This is a genomic window from Actinosynnema sp. NPDC037264, from assembly GCF_055603705.1.
Window position 1 is genome coordinate 277,935 of the sequence record NZ_JBVJVK010000006.1, and the last position, 20,389, is coordinate 298,323.

14 protein-coding genes and 1 tRNA gene are annotated in these 20,389 nt (G+C 71.0%); 6 read left to right on the plus strand and 9 right to left on the minus strand.

Annotation, left to right across the window (positions count from 1 at the left end):
- Window positions 1–43 precede the first annotated feature (43 nt).
- The 5 genes from thrB to argS are packed head-to-tail and all read right to left on the minus strand — an operon-like array spanning window position 44 to window position 6,445.
- A complete protein-coding gene (gene thrB / locus ACZ7GX_RS10805; RefSeq protein WP_498775168.1) occupies window positions 44–934 on the minus strand; it encodes a homoserine kinase in 891 nt (296 codons plus the stop codon).
- A complete protein-coding gene (thrC, locus tag ACZ7GX_RS10810; RefSeq protein ID WP_498775170.1) occupies window positions 931–2,007 on the minus strand; it encodes a threonine synthase in 1,077 nt (358 codons plus the stop codon). The genes thrB and thrC overlap by 4 nt, the downstream gene beginning before the upstream one ends.
- Window positions 2,004–3,374 (minus strand): homoserine dehydrogenase, encoded by a 1,371-nt coding sequence (locus tag ACZ7GX_RS10815; RefSeq protein ID WP_498775172.1) that lies wholly within the window; start codon window positions 3,372–3,374, stop codon window positions 2,004–2,006. The genes thrC and ACZ7GX_RS10815 overlap by 4 nt, the downstream gene beginning before the upstream one ends.
- Before the next feature lie 3 nt (window positions 3,375–3,377).
- Complete coding sequence (gene lysA, locus ACZ7GX_RS10820; protein WP_498775174.1) at window positions 3,378–4,802, minus strand: diaminopimelate decarboxylase; 1,425 nt, start codon at window positions 4,800–4,802, stop codon at window positions 3,378–3,380.
- Entirely contained in the window at window positions 4,802–6,445 is a 1,644-nt protein-coding gene (gene argS, locus ACZ7GX_RS10825; RefSeq protein WP_498775176.1) for an arginine--tRNA ligase, read from the minus strand. The genes lysA and argS overlap by 1 nt, the downstream gene beginning before the upstream one ends.
- Window positions 6,446–6,614: 169 nt before the next feature.
- On the opposite strand from argS, the gene ACZ7GX_RS10830 reads away from it, so the two are divergent.
- The 4 genes from ACZ7GX_RS10830 to ACZ7GX_RS10845 all read left to right on the plus strand — a co-directional run bounded on the left by ACZ7GX_RS10830 (window position 6,615) and on the right by ACZ7GX_RS10845 (window position 10,684).
- Complete coding sequence (locus ACZ7GX_RS10830) at window positions 6,615–7,445, plus strand: thioredoxin-like domain-containing protein (RefSeq protein ID WP_498775178.1); 831 nt, start codon at window positions 6,615–6,617, stop codon at window positions 7,443–7,445.
- A 3-nt stretch (window positions 7,446–7,448) separates the two neighbouring features.
- Window positions 7,449–8,153, plus strand: a complete 705-nt coding sequence (locus ACZ7GX_RS10835) for a DUF305 domain-containing protein (RefSeq protein ID WP_498775181.1) — start codon at window positions 7,449–7,451, stop codon at window positions 8,151–8,153.
- A 304-nt stretch (window positions 8,154–8,457) separates the two neighbouring features.
- Complete coding sequence (locus tag ACZ7GX_RS10840) at window positions 8,458–8,580, plus strand: hypothetical protein (protein ID WP_498775183.1); 123 nt, start codon at window positions 8,458–8,460, stop codon at window positions 8,578–8,580.
- 226 nt (window positions 8,581–8,806) lie between these two features.
- Complete coding sequence (locus ACZ7GX_RS10845) at window positions 8,807–10,684, plus strand: acyl-CoA dehydrogenase family protein (RefSeq protein WP_498775185.1); 1,878 nt, start codon at window positions 8,807–8,809, stop codon at window positions 10,682–10,684.
- Between the two features lie 215 nt (window positions 10,685–10,899).
- Here ACZ7GX_RS10845 and ACZ7GX_RS10850 read toward each other — a convergent pair whose 3' ends face one another.
- Window positions 10,900–12,045 (minus strand): ROK family transcriptional regulator, encoded by a 1,146-nt coding sequence (locus ACZ7GX_RS10850; protein ID WP_498775221.1) that lies wholly within the window; start codon window positions 12,043–12,045, stop codon window positions 10,900–10,902.
- 177 nt (window positions 12,046–12,222) lie between these two features.
- On the opposite strand from ACZ7GX_RS10850, the gene ACZ7GX_RS10855 reads away from it, so the two are divergent.
- The gene (locus ACZ7GX_RS10855; protein ID WP_498775187.1) at window positions 12,223–16,488 is read left to right on the plus strand and encodes a GH92 family glycosyl hydrolase; all 4,266 of its coding nucleotides are present in this window, start codon (window positions 12,223–12,225) and stop codon (window positions 16,486–16,488) included.
- A 10-nt stretch (window positions 16,489–16,498) separates the two neighbouring features.
- Here ACZ7GX_RS10855 and ACZ7GX_RS10860 read toward each other — a convergent pair whose 3' ends face one another.
- Window positions 16,499–17,407: a cation diffusion facilitator family transporter gene (locus ACZ7GX_RS10860; RefSeq protein WP_498775189.1), complete on the minus strand. Its 909-nt coding sequence runs from the start codon at window positions 17,405–17,407 to the stop codon at window positions 16,499–16,501.
- A gap of 43 nt (window positions 17,408–17,450) precedes the next feature.
- Window positions 17,451–19,046 (minus strand): SDR family oxidoreductase, encoded by a 1,596-nt coding sequence (locus tag ACZ7GX_RS10865; protein WP_498775191.1) that lies wholly within the window; start codon window positions 19,044–19,046, stop codon window positions 17,451–17,453.
- Window positions 19,047–19,111: 65 nt separating this feature from the next.
- Here ACZ7GX_RS10865 and ACZ7GX_RS10870 point away from each other — a divergent pair.
- Window positions 19,112–19,186 (plus strand) — tRNA-Arg (locus ACZ7GX_RS10870).
- A 643-nt stretch (window positions 19,187–19,829) separates the two neighbouring features.
- Here ACZ7GX_RS10870 and ACZ7GX_RS10875 read toward each other — a convergent pair.
- The gene (locus ACZ7GX_RS10875; protein WP_498775223.1) at window positions 19,830–20,369 is read right to left on the minus strand and encodes an SHOCT domain-containing protein; all 540 of its coding nucleotides are present in this window, start codon (window positions 20,367–20,369) and stop codon (window positions 19,830–19,832) included.
- Window positions 20,370–20,389: the final 20 nt, after the last annotated feature.

Consider the following 20,389-nt stretch of genomic DNA (forward strand, 5'->3'; position numbering starts at 1 on the left):
GTCCGGCCGGGTGCAACAACCGGGGTGCGGCGCGTCGCATCACTCAGCCGAGTGGCGCAACCCGGACTCCGGCCAGGTCGACCGGCACCCGACGCGCCTCGAACCCGGTCGTGTCCACCCGGGGCGGCAACACCCCGTCCGGTGGCAGGGCCAGGACCGTGGGTCCCGCACCGGACACCGCGGCGGCCACCCCGGCCTCGCGCAAGGACCGCACCAACCGCGTCGTCGCAGGCCAGGCGGGTTCCCGGTAGGGCTCGTGCAGCCGGTCGTCCAACGCCTCGACCAGCAGCGACGGGTCCGCCGTCAGCGCGTGCACGGCCAGCGCGGACCGCCCCGCCGCGAACGCCGCGTCCTCGTGCGGCACCTTCGACGGCAGCAGGCCGCGGGTCGTGTGGGTGGACGACTCCTCCGAAGGCACCAGCACGACCGGCGTCACACCGGGGTGCGGGTCCACACGGACCGCGCGGTAGCGGTCACCCTGCGTCCACGCGATCACCACGCCGCCGAACATCGCCGCCGCCGCGTTGTCGGCGTGCCCCTCGAACTCCGCGGCGAGTTGCAACGCGCTCGTGTCCGACTCGCGACCGGCGAGGGCGAAACCGGCCGCCACACCGGCCACGATCGCCGCCGCGGACGAGCCGAGGCCCCGCGCGTGCGGGATGGCGTTGCGGCACGTCAGCCGCAGCCCCGGCGCCTGGACCCCGACCAGCTCGCACGCCGCCCGGAACGCGCGCACGACCAGGTGGCGCTCGTCGGTCGGCACGTCGGCGGCGCCCTCACCGGACACCTCCACCACCAGGCCGCCGTCGGTCACGGCGAACTCCAGCTCGTCGTGCACGCCCAGCGCCATGCCCAGCGCGTCGAACCCCGAGCCGAGGTTCGCCGTGGACGCGGGCACCCTCACGCGGACGCAACGGGCCGCCAGGGCCCTCACGCCAGCTCCAGGGCGGTCGCCACGGCGCCGGGGTCCACCGGCACCGGCTCGACCTCGGGCATGCCCAGCAGGGCCGTGTCCGGGTCCTTCAGGCCGTGGCCGGTGACCGTGCAGACGACCGTGGAGCCCTTCGGCAGCCGACCGTCGGCGACCGTGGCCAGCAAGCCCGCCACGCTGGTCGCGGACGCGGGCTCGACGAAGATGCCCTCGGTCGAGGCCAGCAGCCGGTAGGCCTCCAGGATCTTCTCGTCCGTCACGGCCTCGAACAGCCCGCCGGACTCCTCCTTGGCGGCCACCGCGCCGGTCCACGACGCCGGGCTGCCCACCCGGATGGCGGTCGCGATGGTCTCCGGGTCCGCCACCGGCTGCCCGAGCACCAGCGGCGCGGAGCCCGCGGCCTGGAACCCGAACATCCGGGGCGCGGAGTCGGTGACGCCGTCCCTGTAGTAGTCCGAGTAACCACGCCAGTACGCGGTGATGTTGCCCGCGTTGCCGACCGGCAGGCAGTGGACGTCGGGCGCGCGGCCCAGCACGTCGCAGATCTCCCAGGCGGCGGTCTTCTGGCCGATCAGCCGCACCGGGTTGACCGAGTTGACCAGCGTGATCGGGTACTCGGTCGCGGTCTTGGACGCCAGCTCCAGGCAGTCGTCGAAGTTGCCGTCGATCTGCAGGATCCGCGCGCCGTGCGCGACCGCCTGGGCGAGCTTGCCCAGCGCGATCTTGCCCCGCGGCACGAGCACCGCGGCGGTGAGGCCCGCCTTGGCCGCGTACGCCGCCGCGCTGGCGGAGGTGTTGCCGGTCGACGCGCAGATCACCGCGCGGATGCCGCTGGCCAGCGCGTGCGTCATGGCCACGGTCATGCCGCGGTCCTTGAACGAGCCGGTCGGGTTCGCGCCCTCGACCTTGACGTAGACCTGGCAGCCGGTCAGCTCCGACAGGTGCCCGGCGGCGACCAGCGGCGTGCCGCCTTCGTGGAGGGTGACGACCTTGGCGCCCTCGGGGAGTTCGATCCGGTCCGCGTAGGCGTGGATGATGCCGGGCCACCCCGGTCGCACGCCTGCTTGGATCGTCATGTTTCTTCGCCTTCCACCCTCATCACGCTGACCACTTCCCGAACCACGGGCAGCCCGCCGATTTTGTCCACGGTCGACCGCAGTGCCGCGTCGGTCGCGGCGTGGGTGACGATCACCAGGCTGGCGTCGTCGACCCGGCCCTCCTGCCGCACGGCCGCGATGCTCACGTCGTGTTCCGCGAACACCGCCGCCACCTGCGACAACACGCCCGCCCGGTCGGCGACGTCGAGGCTGATGTGATAACGCGTGGGCGTCTGGCCCATCGGTCGCACGGGCAGCGCCGCGTAGGCCGACTCACGCGGCCCGCGCCCCTGGTGCACCCGGTTGCGGGCCACCGCGACGAGGTCGCCGAGCACCGCGCTGGCGGTCGGGGCGCCGCCCGCGCCCTGTCCGTAGAACATCATCTCGCCGGCCGCGTCGGCCTCCACGAACACCGCGTTGAACGCGCCGTGCACGCTCGCCAGCGGGTGGGAGGTGGGGATCATCGCCGGGTGCACCCGGACCGAGATCCCCTCGGTGGCCGGGGCGCCGTCGGCGGTCGGCCGGTCCTCGGCTCCGTTGACGGTCGTCTGGTCCTCGGCTCCGCCCACGGCTACCCGCTCGCAGATCGCCAGCAGCTTCACCGTGCGGCCGAGCGCCTTGGCGGCGGCGATGTCGGCGGCGCTGACCGAGGCGATGCCCTCGCGGTGCACGTCGGCGGCCGTGACCCGGCTGTGGAAGGCCAGGGACGCCAGGATCGCGGCCTTGGACGCGGCGTCGAACCCGTCCACGTCGGCCGTCGGGTCCGCCTCGGCGTACCCGAGCCTGGTCGCCTCCTCCAGGGTCTCGGCGTAACCGGCGCCGGTGGAGTCCATGCCCGAGAGGATGAAGTTCGTGGTGCCGTTGACGATGCCCATCACCCGCGTGATGCGGTCGCCGGCCAGCGACTCGCGCAGCGGGCGCAGCAGCGGGATCGCGCCCGCCACGGCGGCCTCGAAGTACAGGTCGGCGCCGGAGCTGTCGGCGGCCTCGAACAGCTCGGCCGAGTGCTCGGCCAGCAGCGCCTTGTTCGCGGTCACCACCGACTTGCCCGCGCGCAGCGCGGCCAGCAGCAGCGCGCGGGCGGGCTCGATGCCGCCGATGACCTCCACGACCACGTCCACGTCGTCGGAGGCCACCAGCGCCTCCGCGTCGGTCGTCAGCAGCTCGGCCGGCACGTCCCGGTGCTTGTTCGGCCTGCGCACGGCGATGCCGGCCACCTCGACCGGCGCGCCGACCCGCGCGGTGAGGTCGGCCGCCTGGTCGGTGAGCAGCCGGACCACCTCGGTGCCGACCGTGCCGCAGCCCAGCAACGCGACCCTGATCGGTTTGCCCTCGTGGCTTGCCACTTCTCATACCTCCAGGCGGAACAGGTCTTCCTCGGTCTCCCGGCGCAGCAGCAACCGGGCCTGGCCGTCCACGACCGCGGCGAGCGCGGGGCGGGGGAGCCGGTTGTAGCCGCTGGCCATGGAGTAGCAGTACGCGCCGGTGGCGGCGACCGCGATCAGGTCGCCGGGCGCGAGGTCGTCGGGCAGCCAGCAGTCGCGCACGACCACGTCGCCGGACTCGCAGTGCTTGCCCACGACGCGGCACAGCACGGGCCGGGCGCCCTCCCCCGCGGCGCGCGAGACCAGCTTGCAGTCGTAGACCGCGTCGTAGAGGGCGGTGCGGATGTTGTCGCTCATGCCGCCGTCCACGCTCACGTACCGGCGGACCACGCCGGCGTCGAGCTGGACGTCCTTGATGGTGCCCACCTCGTACAGCGTCACCGTGCCGGGGCCGACGATGGCCCGGCCGGGCTCGACCGCGATCTTCGGCGCGGGCAGCTCGGCGTGCTCGCACTCCTTGGCCACGATGTTGTGCAACTGGCGGGCCAGCTCGGCGGGCGGCGGCGGGTCGTCGTCGGCGGTGTAGGCGATGCCGAGGCCGCCGCCGAGGTCCACGGTCGTGACGTGCTCGAGGATCCCGGCGCCGTGCTCGTCGCGCAGCTCCGCGAGCAGCCCGATGACCCGGCGCGCGGCGACCTCGAAGCCGCTGGCGTCGAAGATCTGCGAGCCGATGTGGCTGTGCAGGCCGATCAGCCGCAGCCCGTCGGACTTCAGCACCCGGCGCGCCGCCTCGGCCGCGTCGCCCGAGGACAGCGAGAAGCCGAACTTCTGGTCCTCGTGCGCGGTGGCGATGAACTCGTGCGTGTGCGCCTCGACGCCGACCGTCACCCGGATCATCACCGGCTGCACGCGTCCGCGTTCGCGGGCGACCTGGTCCAGGCGGGCGATCTCGTAGAACGAGTCCAGCACGACCACGCCGACGCCGGCCTCGACCGCGGCGGTCAGCTCGGCCACGGACTTGTTGTTGCCGTGCAGCGCGATCCGCTCGGGCGGGAACTCCGCGCGCAGCGCCACGGCCAGCTCGCCACCGCTGGCCACGTCGATGCTCAGGCCCTCCTCGGCGACCCACCGGGCCACCGCGACGGACAGGAACGCCTTGGACGCGTAGTGGACCCGGGTCGGGTCGCCGAACGCCTCGGCGTGCTCGCGGCAGCGCGCGCGGAAGTCGCCCTCGTCCATCACGAACAGCGGGGTGCCGTGGTCCTGGGCGAGCTGCCGCACGTCCACGCCCGCCAGGCGCACCGCGCCGTCGTCGCCGCGCTCGGCGTGGCGCGGCCACACCTGCGGGTGCATCGCGTCCAGGTCGGCGGCCGTGGCGGGGCGGTTGCCCGCGGTGTTGGAGGGGATGAGGACGTCGGCGTGCCGGGGACCGGCCGGGTGCGCGCGCATCACATGCGCTCCGGCGCGGTCACGCCCAGCAGCGCGAGGCCGTTGGCGAACACCTGGCGGGTCGCCGCGCACAGGCTCAGCCGCGCCCGGTGCAGCTCGGTCGTCGCCTCGTCGCCCCTGGGCAGCACGCGGCAGGCCTCGTGGAACCGGTGGTAGGTGCCCGCCAGCTCCTCCAGGTAGCGCGCGACGCGGTGCGGTTCGCGCAGCTCGCCGGCGGTGGCGACGACGCGCGGGAACTCGCCGATGGTGCGGATCAGGTCGCCCTCGCGGTCGTGCGTGAGCTCCTCGACCGCCTCACCGGGCGTGACGCCCAGGTCGGCGGCGTTGCGCAGCACCGACGACAGCCGCGCGTGCGCGTACTGGACGTAGAAGACCGGGTTGTCGTTGCTCCGCTTGCGCAGCAGGTCGAGGTCGATGTCCAGGGACGAGTCCGCCGACGAGCGGGTCATCGCGTACCGGGCCGCGTCCACGCCGACCGCGTCCACCAGGTCCTGCATCGTGATCACGGTGCCCGCGCGCTTGCTCATCCGCACCGGCTTGCCGTCGCTGACCAGGTTCACCATCTGGCCGATCAGCACCTCCACCGACGCCGGGTCGTCGCCCAGCGCCGAGGCGGCGGCCTTGAGCCTGCCGATGTAGCCGTGGTGGTCCGCGCCGAGCATGTAGATGCACAGGTCGAAGCCGCGCGACCGCTTGTCCACCAGGTACGCGATGTCACCGGCGATGTACGCGGGGTCACCGTCGCTCTTGATGACCACGCGGTCCTTGTCGTCGCCGAACTCGGTGGACCGCAGCCACCACGCGCCGTTCTCGAAGTACAGCGCGCCGGAGTCCTTGAGCTGCTCGACGGCCTTGGTGACGGAGCCGGACTTGTGCAGCGAGTCCTCGTGGAAGAAGACGTCGAAGTCCGTGCCGAAGTCGTGCAGGTCCTTCTTGATCTCCTCGAACATGAGGTTCACGCCGATGCGGCGGAACACCTCGTGCGAGTCCTCGGCGGACAGCGCGCCGGGCTCCTGCCGCAGCACCTCGGCGGCGATGTCGCCGATGTAGCCGCCCGCGTAGCCGTCCTCCGGCGCGGGCTCGCCCTTCGCGGCGGCGATCAGGGACCGGACGAACCGGTCGATCTGCGCGCCCGCGTCGTTGAAGTAGTACTCGCGGGTGACGTCGCCCCCGTTGGCGGCCAGGACGCGGCCGAGCGCGTCGCCGACCGCGGCCCAGCGGGTGCCGCCCAGGTGGATGGGGCCGGTCGGGTTCGCCGAGACGAACTCCAGGTTGATCCGGGTGCCGGCGAGCTGCTCGCCGCGGCCGTAGGCCTCGCCGGCCTTGAGCACGTCGCGCACGATCGCGCCCTGGGCGTCCGCGGCGAGCCGCAGGTTCAGGAAGCCGGGGCCCGCGACCTCGACCGAGGAGATGGCGTCGGTGCCGGTCAGCGCGTCGGCGAGCCAGCCGGCCAGGTCGCGGGACGTCACGCCGACCTTCTTGGCGGTCTGGAGGGCCACGTTGGTGGCGTAGTCGCCGTGCTCGGGGTTGCGGGGGCGCTCGATCGTGACCGCTGTGGGCAGGGCGGCGGGGTCGAGGCCGCGGGTGGACAGCACGTCCACGGCCGTCGCACGGACCAGTTCAGCGAGCGCAGCGGGAGTCACCCGACAAGTCTAGGGAAGCGTTCTCGCTGGTCTCGACCGGGATGCGCGTCCCGCGAAGTGGGATGGCAACTGTTGACGGCCACCCGCTGTGACGGCCAGTTGACGGTGATCAGACACGGTATCCCTACACTGGCCCGCGGCATGGGCGTATGACGAGACTGAGGCGGACATGACCAGCGGCAAGAAGACGAAGGCCGCGCGCTCCAGCGTTGCGGCGGCGCGCTCCTCGGTGGTGGCCAAGAAGCCGAAGCCGTGGGGGACCATCATCGCGGTGGTGGCCGTGCTGGCCCTGGCCGGCACCGTGTTCGGTTACGCGTACAGCCAGATCGCGGACCGCAACGCGAAGGAGCAGGCGCTCGCCAAGTGGAACCCGACCGAGGAGAACAAGGACCCCTCGGACCAGATCGCCGGCGTGGTCAAGGTCGAGTACGAGGCCAGCAAGCACGTCGACGCCACGCAGCGGGTCGCCTACGACCAGTCACCGCCGTTCGGCGGTCCGCACGACAACGTGTGGGCCGACTGCACCGGCACGGTGTACGACAAGGCCGTCCGCAACGAGAACATGGTCCACCCGCTCGAGCACGGCGCGGTGTGGATCGCGTACAACCCGGACCAGATCACCGGTGAGGCGCTGGACAAGCTGAAGGCGCGGGCCGAGGGCCAGCCGTTCACCATGCTGTCGCCGTACCCCGGCCTGGACAAGCCGATCTCGCTGCAGTCGTGGGGCCACCAGCTGAAGCTGGAGAGCGCCGACGACGAGCGGATCGACCAGTTCATCCAGTCGCTGCGGCGCAACCAGTACACCTACCCCGAGGTCGGCGCCACGTGCGACGCGACCCAGTTCGACGTGACCAACCCGCCGCCGTTCGTGGCGGAGGCGCCCGGTCCCGACGCGGTCCCGATGTCCGGTGGCACCGCGGACAGCACCGAGCCGACCGGCGACCCGTCGGCCCCGCCCGCGTCCGACGCCCCCGCGGCCACCACGACCGCGAGCAGCTGACCTGTGGCAGGCGTCGGGCAGGAGGACGAGGCACCCCCGTCACGCGGGGTGACCGCGACCAGGACGATCGTCGTGACCGTCGCGGTCGTCGCCGTCCTCCTGCTCGGCGCCGCCATCGGCTTGCTGATCAAGCTGCCGGGCGCGGACACCAGCTCGACGCCCGCGCGCGACTCGGTCGACGTGGGGTTCACCCAGGACATGTCGACCCACCACCTGCAAGGCGTGACGATGGCCAACATCGCGCGCGAGAAGACGGCCGACCCCGCCGTCCGGCAGCTCGCCTTCGACATCGCCTCGACCCAGTTGGAGCAGGTCGGGCGGATGAAGGGCTGGCTGTTCCTCTGGGGCTACCCCGAGCAGTCGGTCGACGGCAGGCACATGTGGTGGATGACCTCCGGCACGCACGGCCACGACGCGCCCGGCTCGGGCTCGGGCTCCGGTGACGCCGAGCGGATGCCCGGCATGGCGTCGTCCGAGGAGATCACCAAGCTGCGCTCGCTGACCGGCGTCGAGTTCGACGTGTACTTCCTCCAGCTGATGCTGCGGCACCACAAGGGCGGCGCCCCGATGGCCGAGTACGCCGCCACGCGCGCCGGGCAGTCGGTCGTGCGGACGCTCGCGGACAACATGCTCAAGTCGCAGACGGCCGAGAGCACGTACATGCAACAGCTGATCACCGAACGCGGCGCCGCTCCCCTGCCGAGCTGACTCACCCAGCCGACGCCGCTCGGCCGCCCCACCTGGCCGGCCCCCTCTGGCCGACCCGGTCGCGTGATCGGCCGCGCACGGCCGGTAACAGTGCTCCCACCGCCCGACCGTCAGCTCGGCGGAGTTCCCCGCCGCCTCCAGCGGCAAGTGGCGCGAAGGGTCCTTCACGTTCACCGCGAACCAGGCCGACGCGACGGCGTTCGAGTACACGGTCGACGGCGTCACCACCACCGTCCCGATCGGCCCGGACGGCACCGCGACGATCCGCTGGACGCCCACCCACACCGAGGACCAGCAGCTGCGGGTGGTCAGCCGCACCGCGGCGGGCGTGAAGTCGACCCACACCGACCACCGGTTCCGGATCACGCCCGAACGGGTCGCCCGCGCGGACGTGCCGGAGTGGAAGACCCCGTCGCACCGCCGATGAGCCCTCGGCACAGCAGGACCCGCTGACGGCGGTTTCGCTTCACCCGCTTGGGGCTACCCGCCGGTAGTAGCGTGGAACACCCCGTCGCGAGGTCGCGTCGGTCGTTCGCGACTCATTTCCCGGCGATCACGCTTTTCGATCGTCGGGAAATCAGGCGCGAACGACCGACTTCCAGGCGACCGAGCCGCCGTCTGCGGAGCAGCGGCAATCCAACACGGAGACCGCAGTGGATCCCGATCGGCACGTCGACGAGCGCACCGCCCGCAAGGTGGCCGAACAGGCCCGCGAGACCCGGTGGCGGCACCCCAGCTTCGGCCGCGAGCTCTTCCTCGGCCACTTCCGCCTCGACCTGATCCACCCCCACCCCAGCGGCTCGGCCGAGGACCGCGAGCGCGGCGAGACGTTCCTCACCGCCCTGCGCGAGTTCTGCGAGCACTCCGTGGACGGCGCGGAGATCGAGCGCGACGCGCTCATCCCCGACCACGTGCTGACCGGCCTCAAGCAGCTCGGCGCGTTCGGCATGAAGATCAAGCGCGAGTACGGCGGCCTCGGCCTGTCCCAGGTCTACTACAACCGGGCGTTGATGATGGTCGGCTCGGTCAGCCCGGCGCTGGGCGCGATGCTGTCCGCGCACCAGTCCATCGGCGTGCCGCAGCCGCTGGCGATGTTCGGCACGGACGAGCAGAAGCGGGAGTACCTGCCCCGCTGCGCGACCGGTGAGATCAGCGCGTTCCTGCTCACCGAGCCGGACGTGGGCAGCGACCCGGCCCGCCTGGGCACCACGGCCACGCCCACCGACGACGGCTACGTGCTCGACGGCGTGAAGCTGTGGACGACCAACGGCGTGGTGGCCGACCTGCTGGTGGTGATGGCGCACGTGCCGGACAAGGGCATCAGCGCGTTCGTGGTCGAGGGCGACTCGCCCGGCATCACGGTGGAGAACCGCAACCGGTTCATGGGCCTGCGCGGCCTGGAGAACGGCGTCACCCGGTTCCACCAGGTCCACGTGCCCAGGGCCAACCTGATCGGCAAGGAGGGCGCGGGCCTGAAGATCGCGCTCACCACGCTCAACACCGGCCGGCTGTCGTTGCCCGCCCTGTGCGCGGGCGCGGCGAAGTGGAGCCTGAAGATCGCCCGCGAGTGGTCGGCGCACCGCGTGCAGTGGGGCCGGCCGATCGGCGAGCACGAGGCCATCGCGGGCAAGATCGCCTACATCGCGGCCACCGCCTACGCGCTGGAGGCCGTGCTCGACCTGTCCAGCGAGCTGGCCGACGCGGGCGGGCACGACATCCGCATCGAGGCGGCGCTGGCGAAGCTCTACGGCTCGGAGATGGCCTGGCTGGTCGCGGACGAGCTGGTGCAGCTGCGCGGCGGGCGCGGCTACGAGACCGCGGCGTCCCTGGCCGCCCGCGGCGAACGCGGCGTGCCCGCCGAGCAGATGCTGCGGGACCTGCGGATCAACCGGATCTTCGAGGGCTCGACCGAGATCATGCACCTGCTCATCGCCCGGGAGGCGGTGGACGCGCACCTCGCCGTCGCCGGTGACTTCATCGACCCCGAGGCCGACGCCAAGCGCAAGGCGCAGGCGCTGGCCAAGGCGGGCGGCTTCTACGCGAAGTGGCTGCCGACGCTGGTGGTCGGCAAGGGCCAGGTGCCGCGCGCCTACGCCGAGTTCGGGCCGCTGGCCGGGCACCTGCGGTTCGTCGAGCGGTCCAGCCGCAAGCTGGCCAGGCAGACGTTCTACGCGATGTCGCGCTGGCAGGGCCGGCTGGAGCGCAAGCAGCGGTTCCTGGCGCGGATCGTGGACATCGGCGCGGAGCTGTTCGCCATCAGCGCGGCGTGCGTGAAGGCGGCGGCGGACGGCGACCGGGCGGTCCGGCTGGCGGACGCGTTCGCCGCGCAGGCGCGGGTGCGGGTGGACGAGCTGTTCGACCGGTTGTGGCGCAACTCCGACGACTCGGACGCGAGGCTGGCCCGGCACGTGCTGGACGGCCGGTTCACGTGGCTCGAGGAAGGGGTGCTGGACCCGTCCGGCCCGGGGCCGTGGATCGCGGACTCGACGCACCGGGCGTCCACCGCGGAGAACGTCCACCGCACGACGTAGTTAGTACACGGGGCAGGTGTTTGCGGGCGCGGCACCTGCCCCGTGGCACGGTCGAAAGGGGACCACGTCCCCCGTACTCCCCTTTCGACTCCCCTAACTACAGCGGAAGGAACAACACCCTCCAGGAGGAGGTTCCTGTCACGCTACGTCGTTACTGGCGAGTTGAGACCTACAACTTTCGAGTGAATCAGCAGGTGAGAGTCACTCGACTACTCTCAGAGAGTCACGCTGCCTCGCCGGTCGAACACGAGCTCGCGCGCCGACCGCAACCCGATCGCGATGGCGCCGCTGAGCACCGCGCCGTCACCCAGCTCGCCCGCCACGATCCGCGGCGCGAGCGGCGTCATCCGCCGCAGCGCGGCCTCCATCGGCTCCTGCAGCAGGTCGGTGTTGCTGCCGATGCCGCCGCCGAGCACCACCAGCTCGGGGTCGACCACCGCCACCACCGACGCCACCACGAACGCCAGCCGCTCCGCCTCGTCGCGCACCGCGAGCAGCGCCCGTTCGTCACCGGCCTTCGCCGCCGCGAACACCTCCCGCGCCGACCGCGCCGCCAGACCGCGCTGCTTCGCCAGCGCCACCACGGATTCCGCCGCCGCGGCGGCCTCGACCTGGCCGCGCTGCCGTCCGTCCTCTTCGGACTGACCGGTGTAGGGCAGGTAGCCGACCTCGCCCGCCGCGCCGTGCGCGCCGCGGAACAACCGGCCGTCCACCACGATCCCCATCCCTATCCCGGTGCCCACGGTGACGCACACGAACACGTCGACGTCGCGCGCCACCCCGTAGGCCTGCTCGCCGACGGCGGCGAGGTTCGCGTCGTTCTCCACGACCAGGCCCGCGCCGAGCGCGGCCTCCAGGTCGTCCAGCAGGCCCGGTCGTTCCCAGCCGGGCAGGTTCGGCGCGTGGTGCAGGGTCCGGTCGCGCGGGTCGGGCACGCCGGGCGTGCCGACGACCTTCACCACCAGGTCGGCCGGCGTCAGCCCGGCGTCGGACACCGTGCGCTCGGCCAGCTCCCGCACCGTGCGGACCAGGGCCGTCGCCGAGCGGCACCGGTTGCGCTCGTCGGACCGCGCGATCACCGAACCGGCCAGGTCCGCCACCGCCACCCGGATCCGCTGCCTGCCGATGTCGACGCCGAGCACGTGGCCCGCCGCGGGGTTCGGCTCGTAGACCACGGCCGACCGGCCCGGTCCCGCCGACGTGCGGCCGATGGGGCGCACCAGGCCGTGCTGCTCCAGGTCGAGCAGCGCCTGGCCGATGGTCGGCTTCGACAGGCCGGTGTCCTTGGCGAGCTGCGGCCTCGTCGCCGGACCGCCCTCCCGCAGGCGGTCGAGCACCGCGCGCTGGTTGAGCACGCGCATCCCCGCGGGGGTGCCCACCTGGGGCGAGTTCGGGGCCGTCACGGTGAGTGAGTGTAGATCGGGTGGAGCAGCACCCGGACAGGCTTGCGGACAAGTTGCGCGGCCACTCTTGACAACGATGTCAGCTGGCCCTTTGCTTCGCTAAAGATCGGGTCGGTACGGCGAAGGGCGTGCGCAATGGGGCACATGCGGGGCAGGAGATCGCTGGTGGTCGTCTCGACCATCGCACTGGCGCTGGGGAGCGTGGGAGGCTGGAGCTCCGCGACCGCCGCACCGGGGGAGCCAACCGTGAGCGAGACGCTCTTCGCCACGTCGTTCGAGGACGGGCAGCCGCAGCCGACCTGGACGAGCACCGTGGAGACCGGCCCGGACGGCACGCCGAAGACGTCGGGCGTCGACGGCTCGGACTCCACCGGCATCCCCGGCAACGTCACCGACCGCGTGGTCGACGTCGTGGCCAACTCCGAGAACTCCGGCGCCGGCGAGGTGGCGGCCAACCTGGTCGACGCCAACGTGGCCTCGAAGTGGCTCACCTTCACGCCGACCGGCTGGGCGCGGTTCACCTTCAACGAGCCCGTCGCGGTCAAGCGCTACGCGATGTCCTCGGCCAACGACGCGCCCGAGCGCGACCCGAAGGACTGGACGCTGCGCGGCTCCCACGACGGCACGACGTGGACGCCGGTCGACGCGCGCACCGGCGAGGCGTTCGCCGAGCGGTTCCAGACCAAGGTCTACGACCTCGCCAACACCGAGGCGTTCAAGCACTACCAGCTCGACATCTCCGCGACCGCGGGCGGCGTGAACCTCATCCAGCTGGCCGAGGTGCAGTTCTCCGACGGCTCCACCACCCCGCCGGCGAAGAACATGCGCACCACCGTGGGCAAGGGGGCCAACGGCGGGTACAACGCCAAGGCGGGCGCCGGGTTCACCGGCGTGAAGGCGTTGCGCTACCAGGGCACGCACGTCGCCGAGGGCCGCGGCTACTCCTACAACAAGGTCTTCGACGTCGACATCCCGGTCACGTCGACCACCGAGCTGTCGTACCTGATCTTCCCGTCGTTCACCACGGACGACCTGAACTACCCGGCCACGTTCGTGTCGATCGACCTCGCGTTCGCCGACGGCACCTACCTCAGCGACCTCGGTGCGCGCGACCAGCACGGCTTCGAGCTGTCACCGCGCGGCCAGGGCGCGGCGAAGTCGCTGTACACCAACCAGTGGAACCGGATCGCCTCGGTCATCGGCGCGGTGGCCGCGGGCAAGACGATCAAGCGGATCCTGGTGGCGTACGACAACCCGAAGGGACCGGCCGGTTTCAACGGCTGGGTCGACGACGTCCAGGTGAAGTCCGCGCCGGTCGTGGTCGAACGGCCGCGCCCGTCGGACTGGGTGCTGACCAACCGCGGCACGAACTCCAGCGGCTCGTTCTCGCGGGGCAACAACTTCCCGGCCACCGCGGTGCCGCACGGCTTCAACTTCTGGTCGCCCATGACCAACGCGGGCTCGATCAGCTGGCTGTACGAGTACGCGAAGAACAACAACCGGGACAACCTGCCGACGTTGCAGGCGTTCACCGCGAGCCACGAGCCCAGCCCGTGGATGGGTGACCGGCAGACGTTCCAGGTGATGCCGACCGCAGGCACGCCGACCGCCGACCGGGCGGTGCGCGCGCTGCCGTTCAAGCACGAGAACGAGGTCGCCAAGGCGCACTACTACGGCGTGCGGTTCGAGAACGGGATGCGCACCGAGATCGCGCCGACCGACCACGCCGCGCTGTTCCGCTTCACGTTCGTGGACGACACCTCGAACCTGGTGTTCGACAACGTCAACAACAGCGGCGGGCTCACCCTCGACCCGGCGTCCGGCGTGGTGACCGGCTTCTCCGACGTCAAGAGCGGCCTGTCGACCGGCGCGACGCGGCTGTTCGTGTACGGCGTGGTGGACAAGCCGGTGAAGTCGAGCGGTCGGCTGACCGGCGCGGGCCGCGACGACGTGGCGGGCTTCTTCCAGTTCGACACCTCCGGCGACAAGACCGTGACGATGAAGATCGCCACGTCGTTGCTGGGCGTCGACCAGGCGAAGCGCAACCTGGAGCTGGAGGTGTCCGCCTCGGACACGTTCGACTCGGTGCGCGACCGGGCTCAGCAGGCCTGGGACCGGGTGCTGGGCATGGTCGAGGTGGAAGGCGCCTCGGAGGACCAGCTGACCACGCTGTACTCCAACCTCTACCGGCTCTACCTCTACCCGAACTCGGGCTTCGAGAACACCGGCACCGCCGACGCGCCCGAGTACCAGTACGCGTCGCCCGTGCAGCCCGCCGGGCCGTCCACGCCCACCAAGACCGGCGCGAAGGTCGTGGACGGCAAGGTCTACGTCAACAACGGGTTCTGGGACACCTACCGGACCACGTGGCCCGCGTACAGCCTGCTGACGCCCGGCAAGGCGGCCGAGCTGGCCGACGGGTTCGTGCAGCAGTACCGCGACGGCGGCTGGATCTCGCGCTGGTCCTCGCCCGGCTACGCGAACCTCATGACCGGCACGAGCTCCGACGTGGCGTTCGCGGACGCGTTCGTGAAGGGCGTCGACCTGCCCGACGCCAAGGCGGCCTACGAGGCGGCGGTGAAGAACGCGACGGTCGCGCCGCCGAACGCTGGCGTCGGCCGCAAGGGCCTGGACACCTCGATCTTCACCGGCTACACGTCCACCGCCACCGGCGAGGGCATGTCGTGGGCGATCGAGGGCTACGTCAACGACTACGGCATCGCGAACATGGCGAAGGCGCTGCACGAGAAGACCGGCGAGGCGCAGTACCTGGCGTCCTACGAGTACTTCTCGAACCGGGCGCAGAACTACATCCACATGTTCGACCCGTCGACGGGCTTCTTCCAGGGCCGCAACCCCGACGGCACGTGGCGCGTGCCCACCGACGAGTACGACCCGCGCGAGTGGGGCCACGACTACACCGAGACCGACGGCTGGAACATGGCGTTCTCGGTGCCGCACGACGGGCTGGGCCTGGCCAACCTGTACGGCGGCCGCGACGGGCTGGCGAAGAAGCTCGACGAGTTCTTCGCCACGCCGGAGACGGCGAAGTTCCCCGGCTCGTACGGCGGCGTGATCCACGAGATGACCGAGGCGCGCGACGTGCGGATGGGGCAGCTGGGCCACTCCAACCAGGTCTCGCACCACATCACGTACATGTACGACTACGCCGGTCAGCCGTGGAAGACGCAGGAGAAGGTGCGCGAGATCCTGTCCCGGCTCTACCTGGGCAGCGAGATCGGCCAGGGCTACCCCGGCGACGAGGACAACGGCGAGCAGTCGGCGTGGTGGCTGTTCAGCGCGATGGGCTTCTACCCGCTGCAGATGGGCAACGCGACGTACGCGATCGGGTCGCCGCTGTTCAAGAAGATGACCGTGCACCTGGACAACGGCCGCTCGCTCGTGATCAACGCGCCGGCCAACTCCGCGAAGAACATCTACGTGCAGTCGTTGAAGGTCAACGGGAAGACGTGGGACAAGGCGTACCTGCCGCACGCGGAGATCGCGAACGGTGGCGTGCTGGACTTCGACATGGGCTCGTCGCCGTCGCGGTGGGCCACGGGTCCGGACGCCGCGCCGCCGTCGTTGACCACGGGTTCCGCGCCGCCTGCTCCGCTGCGGGACGTGACGCTGTCGGGGACGGTGACCGGGGCGCCCGCGTCGTTGGTGGACAACACCTCGCAGACCTCCGGCGCGCTGTCGTGGTTGCAGGTGGACCTGCCGTCGAAGAAGGAAGACGCGACGTTCTACACGTTGACGTCGGGCAAGGCCGCCGGCGACCCGACCTCGTGGGTGCTGAAGGGCTCGTACGACGGGACGAACTGGACCACCGTGGACGAGCGGTCCGGTGAGGCGTTCGCGTGGCGGCAGCAGACGCGGGCGTTCAAGATCGCCCGACCGGGTCACTACCAGCACTACCGGCTGGAGTTCCCGGGCTCGGTGACGGTGGCGGAGTTCGAGCTGCTGGCCAAGCCGTTCGTGACGTGCTCGAAGTCGGTGACCGGTGAGCACGCCGGGGCGTTGCGCGTGGAGTCGGGCGTGACGTGCGTGGACGGCGCCACCGTGACCGGTCCGGTGACGGTGGCGGCGGGCGCGTCGCTGTACGTGTTCGGCGGGAAGGTCGAGGGTCCGGTGAACGCCACCGGCGCGGCGGCGGTCGTGCTGGTGGAGACCTCGGTCGGCGGACCGGTGAACGTGACCGGGGCGACCGGCCCGGTGTCACTGGAACGGGTGTCCGTCGGCGGGCCCGTGCGGCTGGTGGACAACAAGGGCGGCACGGTCGTCGCCGGCAACACCGTCGGCGGGCCGCTGTCGTGCACCGGGAGCACCCCCGAACCGGTGAACAACGGATGGGTGAACTCGGCGAGCGGGCCCAAGACGGGTCAGTGCGCCGAGTTGTAGGTCCTTGAGGTCACCAGGAGATTTCGCGGCACCTGCGCGCGGAATCTCCTGGTTCGACCTGGAGCGTGGCGTGCTCGATGTGGTACCGCTCGGCCAGCAGCGCCTGCGCGGCGCGCAGCACGTCGGCCGGGTCCACGTGGTCGCGGGTGGTGAGGTGCGCGGAGGCGACCTCCATGCCCGACGTGAGCGTCCAGACGTGCAGGTCGTGCGCCTCGGCCACGCCGGGCAGGCGGCTCAGGTCGGCCTGCATCTCGGCGACGTCCAGGCGTTCGGGCGCGTGCTGGAAGAGGATCCGCAGCGCGCTCGCGGCCAGCTTGTACGTGCGCGGGAGGACGAAGAGGCCGATCGCGACACCCATGATCGGGTCGGCGTAGCGCCAGCCGAAGACCAGGGTGACGACGCCGCTGACGAGCACGCCGACCGACCCGATGAGGTCGGCCAGGACTTCCAGGTACGCGCCGCGCACGTTGATGCTGTCCTTCGCGCCCTGGCGGAGCAGGAAGAACGAGACGACGTTGGCCGCGAGGCCCGCGGTGGCGGCCAGCACGACGGGCAGGCCGGGCACCTCGGGCGGGTTGCCGAACCGCCCCACGGCTTCGTACACGACGTAACCGGCCACGCCGAACAGCAGCACGGCGTTGGCCAGCGCGGCCAGCACCTCGGCCCGGTAGAGGCCGAACGTGCGGCTGCCGCCCGTTCGCGCGCGGCGGGCCAGCATGATGGCGGCCAGCGCCATGCCGACGCCCAGGACGTCGGTGAGCATGTGGGCCGCGTCGGAGATCAGGGCCAGCGAGCCGGTGGCGATGCCGACGACGAACTCCAGCACCATGAACGCCGCGCCGATGCCGAAGGCGATCCACAGCCGGCCGAGGTGCTTGGCGCTCCCCGACGACACACCGTGGCCGTGTCCGTGACCCATGAGCGGAACATATAGTCACATGCGCATGAGTGCAACTCGACTGTCAGGGGCGCCACAACCGGCCCAGGGCGCGGACCAGGTCGGGTGCGATGCGGTTGCCCAGGTGCGCCGCCTTCGCCTCCATGGTGACGGGTACCACCGCTTTGTGGTGGTCCACCACCTTGAGGACTTCGGCCGCCACCTTCTCCGGCCCGAAGCCGCGCCGCCGGTAGGCCTTCGTCGCTTTCCGGCGCTGTTCGTCCTGCTCGGCCGGGGTCGCGCCGGCGAACGTGAACGTCCGGGTGATGTCGGTGTCGACGATGCCGGGGCAGATCGCGGTGACGGTGACGCCGTGCTCGCGCAGCTCGGCGTCCAGGCACTGGGCGAGCATCAGGACGGCGGCCTTCGTGGTCGAGTAGGCCGACAGGGCGGCGGTCGGGAAGTAGCCCGCCGCGGACGCCGTGACGACGAGGTTGCCGCCTTCGCCCCGGTCGACCATGCGCGGCGCGAAGGCCCGCAGCGTGTGCACGACGCCCCAGAGGTTGACGTCCACGACCCGCCGCCAGTCCTCCTCCGACGTGCGGAGGAACGACCCGGCCAGCCCGATGCCGGCGTTCGCCATCACCACGTCGGGCACGCCGTGCCGTGCCTCGATTTCCGCCGCCACCGCCGTCATCGCGGCCGAGTCCGCCACGTCGACCCGGTACGCGTGCCCACCGACCAGCTCGGCCGTATCCCGCGCCTTCTCGTCGTCGACGTCGAGCACGACCACCTCGGCGCCCTGGTGGGCGAAGGCCACCGCCGTGGCCCTGCCGATCCCGCTACCGGCACCCGTGATGACCACCAGCCGCTTCCGCCGCTTGCCGTCGATGGCGTCCTCGATGTGCCGTGCGACCAGCTCCGGGTGCGTCCGCGGCGCCCAGTGCCCGGCGCGGATCCGGCTCCGGGTGAGCTCCTCGACCCAGGGCTCCGCCGCCTGCAGGTGCTCCCGCCTCACGTACGGGTCCTCGGTCAACTCGATCTGGTGAACCCGCACGGTGACCTTCGCCGGCTTCCGCCCCCGCCCCACGTTGGCCCGGTACATCCCCAGCCCGTTGACCAGCTCCCGCCGCCCCGCCCGCAACCACTTCCGGACCGCCGGCACCCGCCACACCAGCTCCGCCGCACCGGGCACCTTGAACCCCGCGATGTACCAGGACTTTCCCAACACCTTCGCCACCGTGACCGGCCGCAAGCGATTGCGCCTGACCCAGTCGCCGAGGTGCCCCAGGTCCGGCCCGGAAATGCTGGTGAACGAGAGGAACAAGTCGGGCCGAGCCGCCACCGCCGCCCACCCCTGCAACGACCCCCAGTCGTGCCCGACCAGGTGAACCGGCCCACCTACCGCCCCCACCACCGCCACGAGGTCCGCGACCAACCGCTCCAGCCGGTACCCCTGACTCCCACCCCCGACCGGCGCCCCCGACCCACCGGTCCCCCTCACGTCGTACCGAACCACCCGGAACCGCTCCCCCAGCCTCTCCGCCACCCCCTCCCAGACCTCTGACGTGTCCGGGAACCCGTGCACCAACACCACGGGAACCGCCCCACCCACCCCACCTTCGACCACCCGAATCGCCAGGTCATCCCCCTGCACCACCCGCTCACCCCACGTCTGCACAACCCAAGAGGGTAGGGGGTGAAACCCGCCGGCGGACGTGCGCTAAGCTTCCACCCGTAGCTGCGGCCCCCGTAGCTCAGGGGATAGAGCACCGCCCTCCGGAGGCGGGTGCGCAGGTTCGAATCCTGCCGGGGGCACCATCACGTAAGGCCCTTGACCAGCGCGAAGCCAGTCAAGGGCCTTACTCGTCTGTCCGGCCGTGTCCGGTGACATCCGGCCGCCTACGATGTCTGTGCCCAATACGTCCCAAAGTTCTCGCCCTTCGGCCGGTACCCCAGAGCAGCCTCAACCCGCTGCCGGACCGCCGCCACTTCCCCATCGAGGGACTTGGCGTAGATCTTGAGCAGCACCTCTACCGAGTGCCTGGCCCACTCGGCGACCGCCACCGCGGGCACTCCCGTCGACACCACCGCGTGCCAGCTGGTCGTACGGCGTAGCGGCCAGCGGCGTCACGGCTGTCTCGGGCGTGGTGCGGGCACGCTGCCAGCCCACACGATGGTGAGCATGACAACTACGGCCGTTGCGCTCGCCGGTGAACAGCCGACGGTTCGCGGCGGTGCCGAACTGGCGGATATGGGAGTGCAGCAGCGCTGTCACCACACCGCCGTGCCCACTGTTGCAACCGTGCCGCCGGATCACCAGGCCGCGGATACCCGTTTTCCCGAGACAGGTGCTGTCCAAGCTGCCCCATCTGTCCCGGCATGGCTGACGACCTGTGGTTCCAGGGCGGGACAGTCAGTGGGACAGGTGTCCCACCTGTCCCACTGAGAAGCAGCACCTGCACTACAGGCGCTTAAGCAGCTCGGCCTTTTTGCTACCGAATTCTTCATCCGAAAGAATTCCTGCCTGATGAAGTTCGCCGAGCTGACGGATCTGACTCAACACATCCGTCTCGGGTGTCACCATTGGCGTAACACCGGATGAATTCTTCTTCTTGTGCACTGCAGCGCACACAGCGTCCACAAATGCTTGACCTTCTACGGGCTCTACAAGTTTGATCTCGGTCTTTGACCCCGTGGCGGTGATCAATATGGTGTTGACTTGCTTCAGACCGTTGTTGATCCACTGGATCGAAGCGATGTCGGCAAGTCCGTAGTCGATGGACTTGCCGACGAAGCCGGCCTTGCGAACGATCACGCGTTCCGTTGTCAGCACAAGAAGGTGCAACCTGCCGCCTTCATAGCCTCCAGCCAGATGAGTGACCTGCTCATCCTTCTTGCCGGCCAGACGGTTTCCCAGCAGTCTGAGCTCACCATCCAGGATCGATTTATAGCCAAATTTCCGCCTGACCCCCTCGGCCGCCTTTGCAATATCTGCCCGCATATCACCCAATCCAATCACTC